The organism is Gardnerella sp. c12Ub_1, from assembly GCF_055804375.1.
In genome coordinates this window covers 603,826-625,716 of sequence record NZ_JANUZC010000001.1, presented here as the reverse complement: position 1 = coordinate 625,716, position 21,891 = coordinate 603,826, and the positions used below count along the sequence as shown (strand labels likewise).

14 protein-coding genes and 2 tRNA genes are annotated in these 21,891 nt (G+C 40.1%); 8 read left to right on the top strand and 8 right to left on the bottom strand.

The features are described from left to right. The first annotated feature begins 42 nt into the window (after positions 1-42). Complete coding sequence (gene polA / locus NYP65_RS02490) at positions 43-3,069, top strand: DNA polymerase I (protein WP_473410561.1); 3,027 nt, start codon at positions 43-45, stop codon at positions 3,067-3,069. Between the two features lie 58 nt (positions 3,070-3,127). Next, positions 3,128-3,985 (top strand): Nif3-like dinuclear metal center hexameric protein, encoded by an 858-nt coding sequence (locus NYP65_RS02485; protein ID WP_473410560.1) that lies wholly within the window; start codon positions 3,128-3,130, stop codon positions 3,983-3,985. 78 nt (positions 3,986-4,063) lie between these two features. Here NYP65_RS02485 and NYP65_RS02480 read toward each other — a convergent pair. From NYP65_RS02480 to NYP65_RS02460, 5 genes are all read right to left on the bottom strand, one after another. Then, positions 4,064-4,150 (bottom strand) — tRNA-Leu (locus NYP65_RS02480). A 66-nt stretch (positions 4,151-4,216) separates the two neighbouring features. Then, positions 4,217-6,160 carry an FAD-binding protein gene (locus NYP65_RS02475; protein WP_473410559.1) on the bottom strand — a complete coding sequence of 648 codons (1,944 nt, stop codon included), beginning with the start codon at positions 6,158-6,160 and terminating at the stop codon, positions 4,217-4,219. A gap of 69 nt (positions 6,161-6,229) precedes the next feature. Further along, positions 6,230-7,765 carry a DNA-processing protein DprA gene (locus NYP65_RS02470; RefSeq protein WP_473410558.1) on the bottom strand — a complete coding sequence of 512 codons (1,536 nt, stop codon included), beginning with the start codon at positions 7,763-7,765 and terminating at the stop codon, positions 6,230-6,232. Then, the gene (locus NYP65_RS02465; protein WP_473410557.1) at positions 7,762-9,447 is read right to left on the bottom strand and encodes a YifB family Mg chelatase-like AAA ATPase; all 1,686 of its coding nucleotides are present in this window, start codon (positions 9,445-9,447) and stop codon (positions 7,762-7,764) included. The genes NYP65_RS02470 and NYP65_RS02465 overlap by 4 nt, the downstream gene beginning before the upstream one ends. After that, entirely contained in the window at positions 9,447-9,914 is a 468-nt protein-coding gene (locus tag NYP65_RS02460; protein ID WP_016831858.1) for a YraN family protein, read from the bottom strand. The genes NYP65_RS02465 and NYP65_RS02460 overlap by 1 nt, the downstream gene beginning before the upstream one ends. 224 nt (positions 9,915-10,138) lie before the next feature. On the opposite strand from NYP65_RS02460, the gene glgX reads away from it, so the two are divergent. Further along, positions 10,139-12,262: a glycogen debranching protein GlgX gene (glgX, locus tag NYP65_RS02455; protein WP_016831856.1), complete on the top strand. Its 2,124-nt coding sequence runs from the start codon at positions 10,139-10,141 to the stop codon at positions 12,260-12,262. Positions 12,263-12,399: 137 nt separating this feature from the next. On the opposite strand, the gene NYP65_RS02450 is transcribed toward glgX, so the two are convergent. Then, entirely contained in the window at positions 12,400-13,452 is a 1,053-nt protein-coding gene (locus NYP65_RS02450; RefSeq protein ID WP_422112972.1) for an ABC transporter permease, read from the bottom strand. A 135-nt stretch (positions 13,453-13,587) separates the two neighbouring features. On the opposite strand from NYP65_RS02450, the gene NYP65_RS02445 reads away from it, so the two are divergent. The 5 genes from NYP65_RS02445 (at position 13,588) to aroA (ending at position 18,636) form a co-directional block, all read left to right on the top strand. Further along, a tRNA-Pro gene (locus tag NYP65_RS02445) sits at positions 13,588-13,661 on the top strand. A gap of 257 nt (positions 13,662-13,918) precedes the next feature. Next, entirely contained in the window at positions 13,919-14,521 is a 603-nt protein-coding gene (locus NYP65_RS02440) for an ECF transporter S component (protein ID WP_016635674.1), read from the top strand. A gap of 199 nt (positions 14,522-14,720) precedes the next feature. Beyond that, positions 14,721-16,310 (top strand): ABC transporter ATP-binding protein, encoded by a 1,590-nt coding sequence (locus NYP65_RS02435; RefSeq protein ID WP_116438550.1) that lies wholly within the window; start codon positions 14,721-14,723, stop codon positions 16,308-16,310. 2 nt (positions 16,311-16,312) lie between these two features. Beyond that, on the top strand, positions 16,313-17,206 hold the full coding sequence (locus tag NYP65_RS02430; protein WP_473410556.1) for an energy-coupling factor transporter transmembrane component T family protein: 894 nt from the start codon (positions 16,313-16,315) through the stop codon (positions 17,204-17,206). Between the two features lie 62 nt (positions 17,207-17,268). After that, entirely contained in the window at positions 17,269-18,636 is a 1,368-nt protein-coding gene (gene aroA / locus NYP65_RS02425; RefSeq protein ID WP_473410555.1) for a 3-phosphoshikimate 1-carboxyvinyltransferase, read from the top strand. A gap of 115 nt (positions 18,637-18,751) precedes the next feature. On the opposite strand, the gene NYP65_RS02420 is transcribed toward aroA, so the two are convergent. Together NYP65_RS02420 and pta are read right to left on the bottom strand one after the other, a co-directional pair. Then, entirely contained in the window at positions 18,752-19,981 is a 1,230-nt protein-coding gene (locus NYP65_RS02420; protein WP_004574964.1) for an acetate/propionate family kinase, read from the bottom strand. 167 nt (positions 19,982-20,148) lie between these two features. Beyond that, positions 20,149-21,807, bottom strand: a complete 1,659-nt coding sequence (pta, locus tag NYP65_RS02415) for a phosphate acetyltransferase (RefSeq protein ID WP_473410554.1) — start codon at positions 21,805-21,807, stop codon at positions 20,149-20,151. Positions 21,808-21,891 lie beyond the last annotated feature (84 nt).

Here is a 21,891-nt window from a genome sequence, read left to right as displayed (position 1 = left end):
AATTTCAAAAGTTTATTTTACAAAAACGCAGGTGGGTGTTAAGTGAATACCAGCATCGTTGCAAACGAGGATTCTTTGAATAATGAGGATTATAAGGGAACGTTGTTGGTGGTAGATGGCCACTCACTTGCGTTTCGTGCTTTTTACGCAATATCGGCAGATAATTTTTCCACAAAATCTGGTTTTGCAACTAATGCAATATGGGGTTTTGCTACTATGCTTTCGCAAGTCATAGAAAAAGAGAAACCAGATAAGCTTGCGGTTGCTTTCGACGTTAAAGGTGGAACTTTTAGAAACAAGCTTTTGCCGCAATATAAGGGTACTCGTGAAGCTGCTCCAGAAGAACTTATAGCTCAGCTGCCCGTTATTCAAAAAATGCTTAGTGCGTTAGGTGTTAAGTACATTACAAAGCAGGGCTACGAAGGCGACGATATTATTGCTACTTTGGCAACTATGGGCGCTAATGCTGGGTATAAAACGCTTGTGCTCTCTGGAGATCGCGATGCTTTTCAGCTAATTAATAACACTATTAACGTGCTGTACCCAGGCAGGCATTTTAAGGATCTAAAGCAAATGGATCCTAATGCGATTGTTGAAAAATACAATGTTACGCCTAGTCAGTATTCAGATTTAGCAGCATTGCGTGGAGAAACGTCTGATAATATTCCAGGAGTTCCAGGAGTTGGAGATGGTTATGCTGCTAAGTGGATTAATCAATTTGGCAGCCTAGAAGGCATTATTGAAAACGCAAGTAAAATCACAGGTAAAAAAGGCGAGTCTTTACGAGAAAGCATTGATCAGATTCGATTAAACAAAAAAGTTAATACTCTTGTTAAAGATTTAGACCTTGGAGTTAGCGTTAACGATCTTGATTTTGGCAATGTAAACGCTGCGTCTGTTGGAGAGCTGTTTGAAAGTCTTGAGTTTGGTACGCGTACTAGAAGAAAGATTCTAAAAGAATTTACTCGCGGAACCAAAGAGCTTTTAGATGAGAATATTAAAACAATGATTTCTGCTGGAAGCGCGCATGCAGAAAATGGTGGTTCTACGGAATCAAATGATTCAGATGATATAGAAGACGTTAAAACTCTGTTAGATAAAATAGACGTGCATAATATTAATTCCGAGTCTGATGCAGATAATTGGATTAGTATTGCAAAATCTTGTGTTGCGGATTCTTGCGACTTTTCCGACTCGTATATAAATAGCGCAAATCTTATAAGAAACGACTTAGAATGCGCAAAAACAATAAAAGAGCATAAAGAATTAGTAGTGTTTGCTGTAGAAGAAAAAAACAACACTAATCAGTTTGGTATTTTTGCAAAAGCATTAATAATCCTAGCTGGTAACGACGCTGCAATTGTGTATGCAAATGTTCTTAAATCCAATAGCGCAATAGCTTATAAACTAAGAGATTTTATAAAAAAGCATGAGTCTTCAGTAGTTTTGCATGATTATAAAAAGCATATTGCTCTTTTAAAGTCTTTAAAAATTGTAGAAGATAATTACTCTTTTAGCCCGCTAGTCGATACTCGCTTAGCATCTTACTTAGTTGATCCAGATTTTAAGAACGAAAATCTTTGCGATATGGCTGAGCATGTTTTGAATATTCATATAGGCTCTTCGCAGTTAAACGATGAACCGACGCAAGGCAAACTTGATTTTGATATTGATAGCAGCCAAGATTCTAAAGAGCAAGATTCTAAAGAGCAAGATTCGCAAAGTCAAGATAACAAAGAATTAGAAAAAAGCATGCTAGAAACAGCTCTGGTTATACGTTTGCTTTCTAAACAATATGCGAAAGAGTTAGATGAGCGCAAGCAAACTGGCTTAATGGTAGACGTTGAAATGCCTGTTTCTAGAGTTTTAAGGAAGATGGAAGATACGGGCGCTGCTGTAGATATGCTACGACTTACGTCTATGAGAGATAATTTTGCAAGCGAAGCTAACTTTGCTCAAAAAATGGCGCTAGACGTTGCGGCTAAGCCAATAAATTTGCAAAGTCCTAAGCAAATTCAGAAATTACTTTTTGAAGACATGGGTCTAAAGCCTACTCGTAGAACAAAAAGTGGCTCGTATACTACTAATGCCGAGGCTTTACAAGAGTTGTATTCAAAAATTGATCCAGATGAAAAGCCAAGTCAATTTTTAGGCGCTTTGCTTAAGTATCGTGAAACTAATAAGTTAAAGCAAATCGTTCAAAGCCTTATTGATGCTGCAAGATATAAAGATGGTAGGATTCACACGACTTTTGAGCAAACGATTGCTGCTACTGGCCGACTAAGTTCTTCGGATCCAAACTTGCAAAACATTCCTAATAGAAATGCTGCAGGAAGAGAGATTAGAGCGGCGTTTGTTCCAGGAAGTGGCTATGAGCAGCTTATGAGTTGTGATTATTCGCAAGTGGAACTTAGAATTATGGCTCATGCTTCTGCAGATAAAACGCTTATTGATGCTTTCCAGTCTGGAGTTGATTTTCATAAGTTTGTAGCGAGCTTAGTTTATAGGATTCCAGTAGAGCAAGTTAGCGCAGATCAGCGTAGTCATGTTAAAGCAATGAGCTACGGGTTAGCGTACGGACTTAGCACATACGGTCTTGCAAAGCAACTAGGCATTAGTCCTGCGGCTGCCGAGATGCTTAAAGAAAAGTATTTCAATACTTTTGGTGCAGTACACGACTATTTGGAGTCTTTAGTAGATAAAGCTAGAAAGCTTGGATACACTCAAACAATGTTTGGTAGAAGAAGATATTTCCCAAAGTTAAATTCTACGAACAGAGCATCTAGAGAAGCTGCAGAACGAGCTGCTCTAAACGCTCCTATTCAAGGAAGCGCTGCAGACATTATGAAGCTTGCAATGATTAGAGTAGATGATGATTTGCGAAAAGCTAATGTTAAGAGTCGCGTGATTTTGCAAATCCACGATGAACTTGTTCTTGAGATTGCTCATGGTGAGTCGGATGTTGTAGAAAACATTGTTAAAAATGCTATGGAACATACTGTTGAGCTTTCTGTTCCGCTTAGTGTTTCTACTGGAGTTGGTGCTGATTGGCAGCTTGCTGCGCATTGATGTGTTTGCGAGAATTATTGTAAAGACCACTGTAGGCTTGTTGTAAAGGATAGGAATAATGGCAACTTTAGGTGAGATTGTTAATGTTTTAGAAGACTTATATCCTTTAAGTCTTGCTGAGTCTTGGGATAACCCAGGATTAATCGTTGGGAATCCTTCGCATAAAGTTAATAAAATTATTTGCTTATCGGATCCAACTTTAGAAGCTGTTGAAGAATCGTGCAAAATGGGAGCGGATTTGATTGTTTCGCACCATCCTTTGTTTTTTAAGTCGGTTCACGAAGTTTCTGGTTTTTCTGTTCGCGGAAAAATAGTTCAAACTCTTATTGAAAATCGTTGTGGATTATGGGTTGGTCACACTAATGCGGACGCGGCTTTTAGGGGAGTGGCGCATGCTGCAGCTAATGCTTTTGGTCTTAAGGATTTGCATCCTCTTGTTCCAGTAAGCAATAATGATACTTCTCTTGGTCTTGGCAGAGTTGGATTGCTTGAGCAAAAAATTACGCTTAAAGAGTTTGCTACGCGCGTTTTTAACGCTTTACCTGCTACTAAGCTAGGCGTTCAAGTGTGCGGAGATGTTGATGCAATGGTTAGTAAAATAGCTGTTCTTCCAGGTTCGGGCGATTCCTTATTCGATGAAGTTCGCGCTTGCGGAGCAGATGTGTATGTAACAAGTGATTTAAGGCATCATCCTGCAACGGACGCGTATGAGCAAGCTATTTATGAATCGCAACTAACGCACTCTAATATTATTAAGCCTATGCTTATAAACACTCCTCATAGCGCTATTGAGTCTTTGTGGTTTAAGTATGCTGTTAAAGATATTCACGATTCTATATATAAGAATTTTGGTGAATCATTAGACGTTTCTTGGATTGGTAGAGCTTTTGACCCTTGGAATTACGTGATTAACTAGCGTGATTAGATACGTGATTAGTGTTTGCGAATACGAAACAAAAAAGTCTTGCTGATTTCTCAACAAGACTTTATTTTGTGTCCGGAGCGGGACTTGAACCCGCACGCCTGTACAAATAGGCACTAGCACCTCAAGCTAGCGCGTCTACCATTCCGCCACCCGGACGGGTGTTTTAGACAACAGATAGAACTATAACATTTTTTTCAACTCTTTGCTTCGGCGTGTTGCAAATTAATTGATTTTTGTAATAATTTCTTTAATTTCGCTAGCATTTTGCGCGTTAATTGGATGATTTGGGTCAAAATCCACTACTGCAACTGGAATATTTTGCACTTTTCCGCTTAAATCCACTATAGAATGTTGCGGATTTTGGCTGTTGTTATGTTGCGGATAATCTAATCTTGTAAAAGATCCTCTAGATTCATGCCTTGCTAATGATGCTTGCAAAACTGCTTTTGCAAATGTAATCAAGTTTTTCAATTCCAAAATAGCTGTTAGTTCTTGATTAAAAACAAGATTTTTAGAATGCAAAATAAGCATATTGGCTTTTGGAATAATAAGCGTATCTATTTTTTGCAAAGCTTCTTTAATGCTCTTTTCGCTGCATCTTACTGCAATAGCTGTTTCCATAATCTCTTCTAGAGCATCTAAAAGCATGTATGGATTTTGCTCATCTTTTGCATCGTTCTCGCTTTGCATAAGAGCGAGTATTTTTTGGATTCGCTTTTTAGCTAATTCGTCTATTTTTTGGATTTTGTTTTGCAAATTATTTTGATTTTTAGTCTCTTCTTGATTTTGCAAGTTTTTTGCAATAGATTTTCCTGCGATTTTTCCAAATAAGCAAGCGTCAAGAAGCGAGTTTCCGCCAAGGCGATTAGCGCCATGCACTCCAGAGCAAGCGCATTCTCCAGCAGCGTATAATCCCGTTATACTTTGTTTTTTCCCTCTATCTAACTTATAGACTTGGCTGTTAAGAGTGATTGGTAGTCCGCCCATTGTGTAGTGTGCAGTAGGCTTAATAGGTACAAGATCTTTTGAAGGATCTAAATGCGCATATTTTTCAATCGTCTCAACAACTTGCGGAAGAGCCTCCAACATATGCTCTTTTTCTATATGAGTCATGTCTAGCCAAACGCAATCTTTTTTATCAACGTTGCTAGTTGTGTCTTCTACGCCTCGAGCAGCATCAACTTCTGCTATAATCGCCCTGCTAACTACGTCTCTTGGTGCTAAATCCGCGTGCGTATTATCGTAGTTTTTCATAAAAGCTTCGTTTTTGCAATTCCTAAGCACTCCGCCTTCTCCGCGCGCAGCTTCCGAAAGTAATATTCCAGTGTGTGCTAATCCAGTTGGGTGGAATTGTATAAACTCTATGTCTTCTAATTGCAATCCAGCATTTAGCGCTAAAGCCATTCCGTCTCCAGTTAAATCCCAGGAGTTAGAAGTTGTTGCAAATAGTCTGCCAGCGCCTCCAGTTGCAATAAGAACATTGTTTGCGCTTATTTTTTCTACGTTTCCTGTTTTTTCGTTTAGCGCTATAACTCCTTCTACGCTGTTTGTTTCGCTATTTATTGCAATGTCTGTAACGTAAATTTCTTCGCTAATTTCAATGTTTTCTTCTAAGCATTTTTGCCACAAGCTGTATAGAATTTGGTGGCCGATTCTATCTGCAGCGTACGCAGCTCGCCTAACTGGCTGTTTTCCAAAGTTTGCAGTATGGCCTCCAAAGAATCTTTGATTAATGTGACCGTCTTTTGTTCTAGAAAAAGCAACTCCAAAGTGCTCAAGTTCAATAACTGTGTCTCTAGCTTCTTTTGCCAGCATTTTTGCTGCGTCTTGATCGCTTAGCCAGTCGCCTCCGTGAACAGTGTCGTAATAGTGCCATTGCCAGCAATCTTTTTCTACGTTTCCTAATGATGCTGCAATTCCGCCTTCGGCAGAGCCTGTATGAGATCTTAACGCTTGAAGTTTGCAAATCACTAATATTTTAGGCTGTTTTCCGTGCGTTTTTAGCGTTTGGTACTCTTTAGACTTTACTAAGCCTAATGCGGCTGAAAGTCCTGCGGCTCCAGCTCCAATAATTAAAACGTTGTAAAACGAGTTATTTATTTTTATTTGCTCGCTTTTTTCTTGACTTTTTGCGTTTGATTCGCTTTGCTCAAAGTTTGGTTGCATAACACTTATTTTCTCATATTTTTCGCATTTTATTTAAGACTTTAAGACTTTTATTTAAGACTTTAAGACTTAAGTCTTTTTTCGATTTATGCTAAAAACGCCATTTTGACTTTTGATTAATCCATCTAGCTCAAGAATCGCAAGCTCTCCTGATATTTGCGATATTGAAAAATCGTCATTTGTTTCTGATTTTGCAATAACTTCATGAATATTGTCTATATTTGCACATACTTTGTTGTGCTTGCACTTGTGAATCGCTTTTAATATAAGCTTTTGTAAATCATTGCAAGTGTCTGGAATGCTTTCGTTGTTACTTAGTGAATGTGGTAAATAATGATGTGAATTAGGGTAGATGTCTTCTATATCTCGGTGTGAGCATATCATCATAGCTTTTCCGTCATGAATAAGCATGTTGCATCCAGCATTATTTGGCAAAGTTACATCTCCAGGAACTGCATACAATTCTCGGTTTAGTTCCAATGCCCAATTTGCTGTGTTTAACGCTCCCGACCTTAATCTAGCTTGAGAAACTATGACTTTGCTTGCAAGTGCTGCAATAAGGCGGTTTCTTAACAAGAATCTGCGTGCTTCTGGAATAGTTTCTGGGCAAAGTTCGCTTATGCATGCGCCTCCGCTTGCAAGTATTGCGTTAAAAAGTTGAGCATTGCTGCTTGGTCCCATATTGTTTAGTCCTCCAGCAAAAACGACTATTGTTTTGCCTACAGGGCTTGCGTTTATTGCATGGCAATCCAATGCATCTAGTGTTCCCCAATGTGCTGCAGCGTCAATTCCGTAAGCTCCGCCAGAAACAATTGTGTGCCCTTTTTTAGCGCACGATTTTGCGAAAGTAAAGCTAAGCTCGTACCCGTAGTCATTGCATCCTCTAGATCCAACGATTGCAAGTGGTTGTTTGCATTGAATAAGAGCGTTTGGGTCTCCAATTCCCCATAAGCAAAGTGGGGGAGCGACCTTGCATTTTGTTGCTAAATCTTGTAATTGTTTAGGCCAATACTTGCTTTTTGGAGATATAATCCATTGCGATCCACTTGAGCTAAACCATTTTTTGAGTTTGTTTGCATCCCAAAAAGGTAGTTTTTTCATTCGTAGGCACCATTTTTTAACAGATTTATGCAATACAGCAAAATTATTTACTTCGTTTTTATTGTTTGCACTTTTACCGCCCCAAATTTTAAGACCTTCCAAAAAGCATTTTTCTAAAACTTTGATTTGTGGGTGATTTTTTATAATGTTTGTAAGCACATTGTCTAAATCGTTTGTGCTTGAATCGGTGTTGCCTTCTTGCTGTTTATTTTCGCTAGAATCTTTTTGATGACTATTTGCTGTAAAGTCAAGCTCTAATTGTTTATTGCTTATTTTGCTTGCGTTTTTAGTGATTGATTCGCAAATAGAATATAGCGCATCTACAATGCTTGCAGCATTAACAGTTCCTATAGTAAGCGTGTACATTATTGCGTCTGCTCCATCTACACAAAACGTTAGTATTGCTCGCGCTAAAGTATCGTCATTTATTGCATAAATATCACTTGTTTGCGTTGTCAAACTGTTTGTGCTGTTTGCATTATTTACATCATTTGTGTTAATCATATTCTTGTCCTTAAGCTAATTGCTTGAGCCATATCGGTTAAATCTGGGCAAGTGTGACCACAAAGATCTGCCAAAGTCCAAGCAAGTCTAAGTGCTCTATCTGCGCCGCGTAAACTCAACTTGTGGTTTTCAAGAGACTTATTTATAAGCTCAATCGCTTTTTGAGATGTGTATTTTCTAAGCCACGTTCCAGAAGCTTGAGCGTTGCAACTCCAACCAAGTTTCTTAAAACGATCTTGTGCAACAAGTCTTGCGTTCTTTACGTTTTCACGCATCATTGCGCTAGTCAAAATCTTTTCCGACATTTGACTTGATCCGTTTTCCAACATGGCTTTTCTGGTTATGATTTTTTCTACTGGCGGAACATCCATTTGAATATCAATCCTGTCTAAAATTGGGCCAGAAAGTCTAGAAAAATAGCGTATGCGTTCCTTCTCTTTGCAAGTGCATCGCTCTCCGTTTCCGTACGCATATCCGCATGGGCACGGGTTTGCTGCTATAACGAGTTGGAATTTAGCAGGATACAGCGTTGTTCCTTTAGATCTAGAAACAGCAATATGCCCAGATTCCAATGGTTCTCTAAGTGTTTGCAAAACTCGTGGCGAAAATTCTGGAGCTTCGTCCATAAATAAAACTCCACAATGCGCGCGAGTTATGATTCCAGGCTTGGCTAAACCTGCGCCGCCTCCTATAAGAGATGCTGCAGAAGAAGTGTGATGAGGTGCTTCAAAAGGCGGAACGTCCGTTATTCCGTAGTAGGGAAGTGTTCCGCAAAGCGACCTAATAGATGCCACTTCTAGCTGCTCTCGCTCGTTAAGAGGGCACATTATGCTCGGCATTCTAGAAGCTAGCATTGTTTTTCCAGACCCAGGAGGGCCTATCATCATAACATGGTGTCCTCCAGCTGCCGCCACTTGCAAAGCCCACTTTGTGTGCTCTTGGCCTAATACTTCCGACATATCACCAATTTCGTTTAATGGTTTATCGTTATTTACAGGCTCAACGCTATCTGCCATATTTTTGCTCGAGTATTTAATGCCGTTACTATTAGAATTGTGCAAATCGCCAGCTTTTTCTCTTTCTTCTACTCTAATGTGGTCGTACGTGTTAATCGCATTTAGTGCGCGTTCTCTGTTCTTTTCGGCAATCGGCCTAGCTTCGTCTTCTAATTTTCCATTTAGCTCGTCTACTAAATCCAAAATATGCTTAATACCAATTGCTTCAATCCCATTTACTAGCTTTGCTTCTTCAAGATTTCCGTATGGAATAATCATTTTTGTAATATTTTTCTGCTTAGCGTATAGTGCGATTGGCAGCATTCCTTGAATTGGTAAAACGGATCCGTCTAAATTAAGCTCGCCTAAAATAATAGTGTTTTCTAGCTCGCTAAGTGGAATAATTCCTCTGGCGCTTAGTATGCTTGCTGCGATTGCAAGGTCGTAAGATGCTCCACTTTTTGGCATAGAAGCAGGAGAAAGATTTACTGTTAGCCTTGTGTCTGGCCATTCGCATCGCAAAGACATGTATGCCGATTTAACTCGTTCTCTTGCTTCGCTTAAAGAAGTATCGGGAAGGCCAATAATTGAGAATCCAGGCAGGCCGCTAGATATAAATGCTTGCAATTGTATTGTAAAGGCCTTTAACCCAAGTAGTCCTACAGATAATGCGTTTCCAATAATCATTAGAATGCTCCTAAAATGTGGTGTATTTGAATGTTTTTGTTTTTGGAAATAAGTATTGATACAACGTCGAATCGTATTCTTCTATGCTTAAACATTTTGTGATTTTCTAGCCAATTAAATGCAGCTTTATGCGTTTTTATGCGTTTTTCTTCTGTTACTGCTTCTAGAGGAGTGCCAAAACGTATGCTTCTACGCGTTTTTACTTCAATAAATACGATTATTCCTTCTGTGTTCATCATTACAACATCAAGTTCTCCAAAACGGCTATGCCAATTTCTATCTAGCAAAATCCAATTTTTAAGCATTAGTTTTAGTGACGTGTATTCTTCGCCAAGGCTGCCTATTGTTTTATTTGGTATTGAAAAGTCGCATAGTTGTTCTTCGACTTTTGCTACGCGGCTTAGCAGCTCTTCTTGTTGTATATCTTCTTGTTGTATATCTAATATCATGTCTTCTTCGTTTATCATGATGCAATTTCATCAAGCTCAAAATCTTTTTTCTAGCTTTTTAGAGCAATGTGGTTAAAGGCTATACTTCGGCGTGTTGCCTTTAATCTAGGGAAAAATCATACTGTTTAATAAAGGATTTTTTTATTTTCTAAAAAAGCTTGCATTATGCAAAAGTTTAATCTTTTTTAAGAATCGCCTTATGTATTGATGAAAACTATATAAATATATGCAATACTTGAATTATGCAAATTAGACCAGGTTCTATGTATCCGCTTGGAGCTACCTACGATGGCGCGGGCGTAAACTTCGCATTGTTTTCCGAAGTAGCAAAGCATGTTGAGTTGTGCTTGTTTGATGAGCAAGACAACGAAACGCGCATCGATATGACTGAGCAGAATTCTTACGTTTGGCATACTTACATATCTGGAATACAGCCAGGCCAAAGATACGGCTATAGAGTTCACGGTCCGTATGATCCAAATCATGGATTGTGGTGTAATCCAAACAAGTTGCTTTTAGACCCATATGCTAAAGCGATTGAGGGCAATATTGACGGCGACGAGAGCCTGTTTTCTTATTGGTTTGCAAATCCAGATGATTTAGCAGCAATGAACACTTTGGATTCTGCAGATCACACTATGAAAGCTGCTGTTATAAACCCATATTTTGATTGGGGGAACGACCAGCACCCAATGATTCCGTATCACGATAGCGTGATTTACGAAGCTCATGTTAGAGGAATGACGAATCTAAATCGTAATGTTCCTCCAGAAATACGCGGAACGTATGCTGGATTAGCTCATCCAAGCGTAATATCTTACTTAAAAAAGCTTGGAATTACTGCCATTGAGCTTATGCCTATTCATCAATTTGTAAACGATTCTTTCTTGCAAAATAAAGGCTTAAGCAACTATTGGGGATATAACACGATTGGCTTCTTTGCTCCTCAAAACTCGTATTCAAGCTCTGGTCAGCGCGGTGAGCAAGTAAACGAGTTTAAGGCAATGGTTAAGGCATATCATGCTGCAGGAATGGAAGTTATTCTAGACGTTGTTTACAATCACACTGCAGAAGGAAACGATAGAGGTCCAACCTTAAGCTTTAGGGGAATTGACAATCGTGCTTACTATCGCTTAGTAGACAACGATCAGCGTCATTATTTTGACACTACTGGCACAGGAAACTCGCTTCTTATGCGATCTCCTAAAGCCTTGCGATTAATCACAGATAGCTTGCGATATTGGGTAACCGAAATGCATGTAGACGGATTTAGATTCGACTTAGCTGCAACGCTTGCTCGTCAATTCCAAGAAGTAGATAAGCTCTCTGCATTCTTCGACATTATTGAGCAAGACCCTATTATCTCTAGCGTAAAGCTTATTGCAGAGCCTTGGGATATTGGTGTTGGCGGATACCAAGTTGGCGGATTCCCTCCAAGCTGGTCCGAGTGGAATGGCCGCTACCGCGATTGTGTACGCGATTTTTGGCGCTCGCAGCCTTCGACTTTGCCTGAGTTTGCAAGCCGACTTATGGGAAGCTCCGATTTATATGAGCAAAATGGTCGTAAGCCTGTAGCTTCCGTAAACTTTATTACTGCTCACGATGGTTTTACTATGAACGATTTGGTGAGCTACAACGAAAAGCATAATGAAGCAAATAAGGAAGGCAATAACGACGGTGCTAACGACAATCGTTCGTGGAATTGCGGGGTAGAAGGCCCTACAAATATTCACGATGTTAACGAACTTCGTCAGCGTCAAATGCGAAATCTTTTCTCCACTTTGTTAATGAGCCAGGGCATTCCTATGATTTGCGCTGGAGACGAGATTATGCGTACTCAAAATGGAAACAACAACGCATATTGCCAAGATAATGCTATTTCTTGGATTAATTGGGACTTTGATTCCACTCAAAAAGGTATGTTTGACTTTGTTTCTAAGCTTATTCATTTAAGGTTGGATCACCCTGTTTTGCATAGGCGTAGGTTCTTTATTGGTCGTATGCCTTCGGATGATGCTTCAGAGATTCCGCAAGTAGAGTGGTTTGATCACACAGGTTCCGTAATGGATATGGAAGCTTGGAGTAATACTCATGCGCTTTCGGTGATGATTTATTTGAACGGTTCAGATATTCCAGAAACCGATTGGTACGGAAGTAGAATGGTCGATAATGACTTTATTCTTATTTTCAACGCGCATTACGAGCCTATAACTTTCACTTTGCCAGATAAGCGTTATGGCGAAAAGTGGACTCTTGTTGTAGACACTCATAATCCAAAAGGTCCGCAATTGCATTACGAATCTGGTTTTAATATTGTTGCTCAATCTAGAAGTTTCCTTCTTCTTATGAGTGAGAAGCAAGAATAATAAGCAAGAAATAAGCAATTAAATTGATTGTGACCTATGGCTTTGCTGATTTTAGCTGGTTGTAGGTCACATTTTTAATATCTTGATTTAATACTTTGATTTAATATCTTGATTTAATGCATTATTTAAGATTTGACTTAAGACCTTAAACGGTCGCTTTGCATAGCTGCGACTTGTCTTGAAAACACTATTATCCACCCTAAAAATAGTAAACAAGACAAAGCTTCTACATTTGTTAAAGTGTTATTACCATGAACCCATTGGTTTCCAACCCAAGCAGTAAGAATAACAGCTAAATCCGAAGCAACGTAGAATGTTTTAGAAAGCCTAGGAGCAAGCCATGGAAGGCATATAAGCATTGTGCAAATAAGACCAGTAACGCCTCTAGCGCATAAATCGTGTATAACTGGGTGAGGAGTGTAGCGGAACGTTCCAATCCCAATAAACGCTATTCCTCCAAGAATTAGCAAAGCTGCCATAATAGTTGTTCGAGTTTTAAAATGCTTTGTAGTGTTAGTGCCCTTATTTTGCAAGATTTCGTGCTGTGTTGCAACAAACTCGGTTATAGCAAAGTAGCTTGTAATAATAATGCATATTCCAGCTAGAATTAGCGTTGCATTAAACATGCTTGCTGCAAACGTTGTTCTGTCTCCTAGTTGAGAGAAGTTATTGTTGTACCAATACGGGTCGTCGGAAGTTAATCCAGCAGTTGCAGCTCCAGAAATCACAAATAGTGGAAGAAGTGAAGCAACGGTTTTTGCTTCTAAAAGTTCTGCTTGTACAAGAGTTGCATATCCAACAATTCCGCTTAATGCGCAACAAAGAACAGGAAGATAATTGTTTACGGCACTTCTTCCAATAATGCTGTTGATTATAGAAAGAAGAGCAAAAGACATAAGTAGCATTGTTGCGCCATAAATCGTAGAAAGAGCGATTATTTCAAAAGCGTGTTTTGCAATTTGCAACCAATTCTTTTTAAGTATTCCTTTGTGCGTTCTTAAATATCCGACTACAAAAGTGCACATGCTGCAAGCGGCCACCACTCCAGATGCCATTGTAAACAAGCGTTGTGTAACTTGCCATATTGCTGGCATTGTGTTTATGTATATAGACATTACAATCATGCCAAATAATGCGCACGCTAGAAAAGCGATTAATCCAGCTGCTTCTGCACGTTGAAAACGCCCCATATGAACCTCTAAAATCCGTTTCCTATTTTTCAATGCTTGTTCTATTCTATCGCGCGTGTTGCAAATTTGCGTTTGTCTGCAATGTGCGCTATTGTATTTGATTGTGCTTGGAGCTGGTAATCAGCTAGAAAGCATCGGGGTGTAGCGCAGTTTGGTAGCGCGCCTGCTTTGGGAGCAGGATGTCGCAGGTTCGAATCCTGTCACCCCGACTTTTTTATATCTGCTTGTTTTTTGAACATCTACTATACAAAAAAGCACTCTATGTGTATTCTTGTATAGGTGAGTTTTTGGTGCATTATTTGTGTTAGATTCTTACACTGTGATTATAAATATTTGACTCGGGAGCCGTTTTGGCTGAGAGGAAGCGAAAGCTTCGACCGATTGAACGTGTGCTAAGTAATGTTAGCAACGGATGTCGCTCTTTTCCCGTGCCCAAATCTTTCAATATTGAAGAAAGGCACTTATTATGACTAATGTTTCAATGGAACATTCTAATCGCTGGCGTATTCTTGATATCGTCATAGCTGCTATTATCGCTGTTGCATCTGGCGTATTATTCTGGGCTTGGGATATTGTGTGCGCAGCTCCTACTAATCTTTTTGCAAGCTTATTGCCTGGTGCTGAAGGTTTATCTAATGGTTTTTGGCTTTTTGCTGGACCTTTAGCTGCAATAATCGTGCGTAAGCCTGGTGCTGCATTGTTTGCCGAAACGCTTGCTGCTTTTGTGGAACTTATGTTAGGAAATCAATGGGGTGTTGGCGGATCGTTAATCGTCGGTATTATTCAAGGCGTTGGCGCTGAACTTGCATTCATTTTCTTTATGTACAAAACATGGAATCTGCTTTCCACTGCAATATCTGGATCGTTAGCAGGCGTAGCTTGCTTTATCTACAATTGGGTTAGTGGCGGTCAAGGCTGGAGCGCTCAATATATTGTTGCAAATCTCATTACTTCTATTATTTCTGGTCTTATTGTTGCAGGCGTTGTAGTGTGGTTTGTTCAAAAGGCATTAGCTGCAACGGGTGTGCTTGATCGTTTTGAATCAGGCCGTCCTCAAGCATTAGTGTGAGTTATATCTAAGTACTAATTGCAACTTGTAAACTATCGTGTTTAATGCGCAAAATGCAAAAACACGGTAGTTTACTCGTATGATGCTTATATTTCGTATTTGTTTTACTTTATATTTTTTGAAATTGTGTTATGCAATTTTTATATTTTAGATTTTGCTATGCAATGAAAATTTTGCTATGCAATGAAAGTTTGTTTGTATGCAATTTGTGAATAAGACTGAATGGACTCCAGCGAGCGTAGTTGCTAAAGACTGGGGTTGGAGACACGCTACTCGCAAAGATTTTGTGTTGAGGAATGTAAATATTGATATTAAGCCTGGTGAGCATGTGTTGCTTTTAGGCGCTTCTGGCGCTGGGAAAAGCACATTTATGGCTGGTTTAGCAGGTGTTTTAGGTGACGAAACAGAAGGTATGGAAGAAGGTAGCCTTCTAGTCGGTGGTGTTCATGCTAGAGATGCTCGCGGAAAAGTTGGACTTGTTATGCAAGACCCAGATTCTCAAATCATTCTTGAAAGAGTAGGCGACGATGTAGCTTTTGGAAGTGAGAATCTTGGAGTTAACAGCGAAGAGACTTGGAATCGCGTAAAGCTTTCAATAAAAGCTGTTGGCTTAGACAATATTACTCAAGGAAGTCAGGGTCTTAGACGCTCAACACAATCTTTATCGGGAGGTCAAAGGCAACGTCTTGCTTTAGCAGGAGTGCTTGCAATGCATCCTGGATTGCTTCTTTTAGATGAGCCTACAGCTAATCTAGATCCTAAAGGTGTTCAGCAAGTTCATGATGCTGTAGCGAATATTCTTAAAAAAACAGGCTCTACAATGATTGTAGTTGAACATCATATTGACGTGTGGCTGGATTTGATTGATAGAGTTATTGTTATTGGAAAAGATGAAAATAATAATGATTCAAATGTAGGATGCGTTATTGCAGACGGTAAGCCTGAGGATGTTTTTGAAAAGTATGGCGATATGCTTGCAAAAGGTGGTGCTTGGGTTCCAGGAAGAACAGTTAAATCTTTTGCTCCTAAACATTGCTATGACGAGATCAAAGACGAAATAAAAGACGAGATCAAAGATACGGAAGAATCTGTTGCGCTCTATACGAATGATTGCTCTTTTGGAAGAACTCTGACACTATCGGAACATGTTAATGTAGCTTTTCGTTTTGGCGAAGTAACGGCTTTAATGGGACCTAATGGTGCTGGTAAAACCACATTAGCGTTAACGCTTGCAGGCTTATTAAAGCCGATTGCTGGCAGCGTGTGCATGATGGAAAAGTATGTGCCAAAACGACGTAAAAATGATCTTTTTACTTGGAAAAGTCAAGAATTACTAGGGCGAGTTGGCATGGTGTTTCAGGAGCCAGAACATCAATTCATAACATCGTCTGTAAGAGACGAAGTTGCTGTAGGGCCTAAAAAGCAAGGAAAAAGCGAAAAGGAATCTTACGATATTGCCGATAGCATGCTTGAACGTATGGATTTGAAGCGTTTTGCTCTTGCTAATCCTTATACATTATCTGGAGGAGAAAAACGTAGACTTTCTGTAGCTACGCTTTTAGCTGCTGCTCCACGCGTTGTTATTATGGATGAGCCTACTTTTGGACAAGATTTTAAAACTTGGACAGCAATGGTGAAACTTATTGCGCAAATACGCGATAGTGGCTCAGCGGTGATTGTTGTTACTCACGATGATGAGCTTGTAAAGTCTTTAGATGCCAGAGTAATAAGAGTTGAGTCACGAAAAATCGCAGGATCCGCTCATAACTATAGTGAAGGGAATGAGTAGAAGTGAATAAAACTAGTAGTGTAGAAGAATCGTCTAGTATTCAAGTTAAAGACTTTGAAAATTTATTAAAAGTTTCGCATATTGATGTAACTGCATCTTCTAAACGTTTAGAAAGTGAACGACTAGTTTCGCCTTCTTGGTTTATTCGTAGGCTCAATCCAATAAGCCGTTTTATTGGAGCGCTGCTACTTTGCTTACCTATGTTTGTTACATTAGATATTGTTTCAGCTTCTATTGCATTCGGTTTAGATATACTGTTATTTGCAATTGCTGGAGTAACTCCTTGGTATGTTTTACGCCATACTTGGCCAGTTTGGATTGCTGCTTCGGGTAGTTTTATATCGGTTCTTTTATATGGTCAAAGTTCTGGAGATGATATATTTAAGTTTGGCTGGATGCATATAAGCCAAGGATCATTGTATTTGGCAATTTGTACGTTTGTTCGTGTTGCATCTGTAGCAGTTCCAGGCGTTATATTAGCCATTGGATTAGATCCAACTGATTTAGCAGACGGATTAGTGCAGATTTTGCATTTTTCTCCACGATTTGTGTACGGAGCATTAGCTGGATTGAGAATGTTTAGTCTATTGCAAAATGATTGGCGTGCTTTTGGTTTAGCTCGAAGGTCTCGTGGTATATCGGATGGTAAAGCGTTGCAGCGTATGCTTTCGCAATCTTTTGGTTTGCTCGTGTTATCTATTCGCAGAGGCACTAAACTTGCTACAGCTATGGAAGCTAGGGCTTTTGGAAGTAATATTAAACGTGTTCCAGCACGAAAATCGAAGTTAACAGCATACGATTGGATATTTTATGCAATTTGCATTGCTGTTCCTACTATTGCTTTATATGCTTCAATACAAACAGGATATTGGCATAATGCGTTTATTCATATGTAAAGCATTGTGAAAATTACAATGCGTACATATTTATAGATAGTATTCATAATATGAGCGGAATAATGAATTCTTATAATCATGATGATGTTTGGCAAGCTCCATCATGCAATACTCCTTTGAATGCAACAGTGAATATTCCTGGAAGCAAATCATTATCTAATCGATACTTGATTTTGGCAGCTCTTGGTAAAAAGCCAGTTGTTCTAAAGGGATTGCTGAGATCAAGAGATACGGAACTTATGATTAACGCGCTAAGCGTATTTGGAGTTAAATGCGATTCGCTAAGCCGCGACGGCACAGCAGTTTGTGTTATTCCGCCCAAAAATGGCGTTTTTAGCGTAGATGATAATGCGGTTGTTAATTGTGGCTTGGCTGGAACAGTTATGCGTTTTGTAACAGCTTTAGCGCTGTTTGCAAATAATTGTGTGAAATTTGATGGAGATGAGCAAGCGTATGCTCGTCCAATGAAGCCTGTTCTAGATGGATTGGAACAGCTAGGCGCAAAAATCGTATATCACGGAAAAGTCGGATTCTTACCATTTAGCGTTATTCCGCCCAAAAATCTTGAATCATATGGTGTAAATAGTGCGCAAAATTCTTGCAATAATCGCGTTATTCGCATTGACTCTTCTTCATCGTCTCAATTTATATCTGCGCTTCTGCTAATTGCATCTCGAATTCCAGGAGGATTACAAATCGAGCATATTGGAAGCAAATTGCCTAGTATGCCTCATATTCAAATGACAATGGAAGATGTGCGCAAAGCTGGCGGAGTAGTAGATATGCCAGAAAGCGGAGTATGGCGTATTAAAGAGCATGATTTGACTTTGCCAGATGAAGTTGTTGTAGAGCCAGATCTTTCTAATGCAGCGCCTTTTATTGGAGCAGCGTTGATTGCTGGCGGATGCGTTAAAATCCCTAATTGGCCGCTTAAAACAACTCAGCCTGGGGGATTGTTGCCTGGGATTCTAGAGCAAATGGGCGCAGAAATTGTTTTTGAGCATTCGGCTGCGGATTCTTCAACATTGTGCGTAACTGGTAGTGGCAAAATTCACGCAATTAAGTCGCTTGATTTGGCTGCTGCTGGCGAGGTTGCGCCGAGTATTGCTGCGATTCTTGCGCTTGCAGATGGTGTAAGCGAGTTGCACGGTATTGCGCATTTAAGAGGCCACGAAACGAATCGCTTGAGTGCAATAGTTACGGAACTAAATCGCGTTGGAATAGGCGCTGATGAGCTAGATGATGGAATTCGTATTATTCCTAGCAAAAATATGCATGGGGAAGTGATGGAGACTTATGCGGATCACAGAATGGCAACTTTTGCATCAATGTTAGGTCTTCGTATATCTAATATAAGAGTAAAAAATATTGCCACTACGCGCAAAACAATCCCTGATTTTCCTGGTATGTGGAATAAGATGCTTGAATAGTGAGCTTAAATAGTGAGACTAAATAGTGAGCTTAAATAACAAATAATCCCGAGTTTTTTTAACTCGGGATTATTTATGTGTTACGTTTTTACGTTACGTTGTTTTACACTACGATTTAGCGCTCAAACTTGTTGCCGTAAGAATCGACTCCAGCTTCTGCGATTTGTGCAGACTTTCGAGCGATTGCCAACTCTTCGTTAGTTGGGATTACAGCAATAATCACAGAGCTATCTGGAGTGGAAATAATGCGTGGCTCCTTAGAACGAACCAAGTTCTTCTCTTTATCGAGCTTAACGCCGAATGGAGCAAGCTTTTCGCATACGCGAGCGCGAACGATCTCGTCGTTTTCGCCAACGCCAGCGGTGAATGTGATTACGTCCACGCCGCCCATTTGAGCTGTGTAGTTGCCAATGTAGCCAACAATGCGGTGAACGTACACGCCAAGAGCAAGCTTAGCGTCTTCGTCGCCCTCTGCGATGAGCTTATGAATATCGCGCAAATCGCCGTGGCCAGTCATGCCCATCATGCCAGAACGCTTGTTAAAGAGCGTATCAAGCTCGTCTACGTTCATGTGAGCGTTGCGAATAAGGTGGAAGACTACAGCTGGGTCAATATCTCCAGTGCGGCCGCCCATCATCAAACCTTCGAGAGGCGTTAAGCCCATAGAAGTTTCAACTGGCTTGCCAGAAATCTGAGCGGAAGCAGAAGCGCCATTACCAATGTGCAAAACAATCTGCTTCAAGCCTTCTGCAGGCTTTCCAACAACGCTTGGAACTACAGAGCCAATGTACTCGTGGGAAGTGCCGTGAGCGCCATAGCGACGAATGTGGTACTGGTTTGCAATATCTTTGTTCAATGCGTAAGTCGCAGCAACCTGTGGCAAATCGTGGAAGAACGAAGAGTCAAACACCATAATCTGTGGAACATCTGGCAAAAGTTCAGTCATAACTTCAGCGCCAACAGCCTCAGGGCCGTTGTGAAGTGGAGCCAAAACAGCCAAATCCTTCACCTTATTAATGGTCTTTTTGTTTACTAATGCAGGCTTAGGGAATGTTAAGCCACCCTGAACAACGCGGTGTCCAACAGCTACGATTCCAGACTTGGAAAGATTTGGACCATACTCCTCGAAGAAGCCGAGTACGCGCTTTAAGCCTTGCTCGTGATCGTGCACTGGCTCGTCAAACTCATGCTTTTCGCCATTGAATACGTGCTTGTAGTGTCCGTCAACTGGTTCGCCAATTTTTTCTACGATACCAGACGCAATACCTTCGCCGCTTTCCAAATCGACGAGCTGGTACTTAATAGAACTAGAACCAGAATTGATAACAAGAACGGTTTTTGCCATGAGGGCATCCTCCATAAAGTGTTGATAAGGCTAGTAAATTGCCATGTTTAAGTTTACATGCAAGTTCCTACAATGAGTGCTTTTGTATTTACTTATTATTACATTTGCAAATCATTGTAAGAACTTGCAATTATTAAATTATTGCTTGATATTATTGCTTGCGATTATTAGAACTGCGCTTCCAATGCTGTAAGAGCAACAGTGTTGATAATATCTTGAACCAATGCTCCTCTAGACAAGTCGTTAACAGGCTTGTTTAAGCCTTGCAGGATTGGTCCAACAGCTAAAGCGCCGCTGGAGCGCTGAACGGCCTTGTATCCAATGTTTCCAGCGCATAAGTCTGGGAACACAAACACATTTACGTGGCCCGCTACATCATTGCCTTTAGCTTTGGACGCAGCAACAGTTTCCGACCATGCAGCGTCAAACTGAATAGATCCAACAACTTTCAAATCTGGGTCTTTTTCTTTTACAATCTTTGTTGCTTCTTCTACAAGATCAACGTCTGGGCCTTTTCCAGATCCAAGAGTGGAGTAAGATAGCATTCCAACCTTAGGATCTAAGCCAAAAGCTTTAGCAGTTTGTGCGGATTGAAGAGCAATGTCAGCCAATTGTTCAGCGTCTGGGTTCAGATTAATAGCACAATCAGCAAATACTGCTACATGATCCTTAAAGCACATAATGAATGCGCCAGAAACAAGCTTAGATCCAGGCTTAGTTTTAATAACTTGAAGAGCAGGGCGCACAGTATTTGCTGTTGAGTTAACAGAGCCAGAAACAAGTCCGTCTGCTAATCCAAGTACTACTAGCATTGTGCCAAAATAGCTTGCGTCTTTAAGCTGTTCTCTAGCTTGCTCTTCGGTCATGCCTTTCTTTGCGCGCAATTCGCAAAGCTTGCTAATCATTTTGCTAAGAATCTCTTCGTCGCTCATAGATTGGAAGCTTGCTTTGCTAAGAGACTTTAATCCAAGCTCTTGTGCTCTTGCAAGAATAGATTCGCGTTCTCCAACAATAACGAGGTTTACAATGTCCCGCTCTAGCAAGTAATCGGCTGCTTTTAGAATGCGATCTTCTTCGCCTTCTGGAAGTACTATTGTTTTCTTATTTGCTTTAGCTTTTCCAAGCAAGCTGTATTGGAAGGCATATGGGGTAGTAGGAGCGGCAAATGGCTGCTGCAAAGCGTTGATGATTTCTTCATCTGCAACATAATCGTTGAATTTATCTGATTCTGATTCGCTTATAGAAGGCAAAGTCCAAAGTGGAGTGCCATTATTGCTTTGAGTATAGTCTTCTTTTAGTTCTTTTGCTAAGTCTTCTTTGCAATCAGTTACAAACACACCGAATACTTTTGTGTATTCTTTGCTGACGCTTGCGCATTGCGCTTCGATTGTTTGCAAGATTTGCTTGCTATCTCTGCCTTCTGCGCAAATGCTTAGGAACACAGGAGAAGCTAAATCAGCTGCCACACTTGCATCGAATCGGAATAAATCTGGATCAAATACAGAAGTAGAATCACTTGCTACAATAACGCATCCTTGAGCGTTTGTTGCGCTAATCAGCTCGTTGTAATGAGCTACAATGTCTCCTCTTAGTGTGTCTTTGTTTTTACGAACTGCGCATGGGCATGCTGCGATTACTTGTTCCAGCGTTGGTTTTGTGTTGCTTGCAGCTATCAATTCGCTTGTAAACGCGTCATCATGCTTTGCGGATGGTCTAAAAACAGTTGTTGAATAATGATTAGAGAGAGCTTTTGCAACTCCTAGTGCTACAACATTGCGACTTTGCGCGCAATCTGCGCTAATAATAGTTACGTTAACTAACGACACGACTTTTCTCCTTTGATGCGTCTGTGTTTATTCTATTTTGCGTTGCATTTTATTTTGCTTTGCATTTTCGTTTTTGCTATTCTT

What these genes read in the sequence shown, in the direction of transcription:
- NYP65_RS02435 (WP_116438550.1), top strand. Translation starts at nt 14,721, where the DNA reads ATGCAATTTGTGAATAAGACTGAATGGACTCCAGCGAGCGTAGTTGCT.
- NYP65_RS02440 (WP_016635674.1), top strand. Translation starts at nt 13,919, where the DNA reads ATGACTAATGTTTCAATGGAACATTCTAATCGCTGGCGTATTCTTGAT.
- NYP65_RS02460 (WP_016831858.1), bottom strand. Translation starts at nt 9,914, where the DNA reads ATGATAAACGAAGAAGACATGATATTAGATATACAACAAGAAGATATA.
- NYP65_RS02485 (WP_473410560.1), top strand. Translation starts at nt 3,128, where the DNA reads ATGGCAACTTTAGGTGAGATTGTTAATGTTTTAGAAGACTTATATCCT.
- aroA (WP_473410555.1), top strand. Translation starts at nt 17,269, where the DNA reads ATGAATTCTTATAATCATGATGATGTTTGGCAAGCTCCATCATGCAAT.
- NYP65_RS02470 (WP_473410558.1), bottom strand. Translation starts at nt 7,765, where the DNA reads ATGATTAACACAAATGATGTAAATAATGCAAACAGCACAAACAGTTTG.
- NYP65_RS02475 (WP_473410559.1), bottom strand. Translation starts at nt 6,160, where the DNA reads ATGCAACCAAACTTTGAGCAAAGCGAATCAAACGCAAAAAGTCAAGAA.
- glgX (WP_016831856.1), top strand. Translation starts at nt 10,139, where the DNA reads ATGCAAATTAGACCAGGTTCTATGTATCCGCTTGGAGCTACCTACGAT.
- NYP65_RS02465 (WP_473410557.1), bottom strand. Translation starts at nt 9,447, where the DNA reads ATGATTATTGGAAACGCATTATCTGTAGGACTACTTGGGTTAAAGGCC.
- NYP65_RS02420 (WP_004574964.1), bottom strand. Translation starts at nt 19,981, where the DNA reads ATGGCAAAAACCGTTCTTGTTATCAATTCTGGTTCTAGTTCTATTAAG.
- NYP65_RS02450 (WP_422112972.1), bottom strand. Translation starts at nt 13,452, where the DNA reads ATGGGGCGTTTTCAACGTGCAGAAGCAGCTGGATTAATCGCTTTTCTA.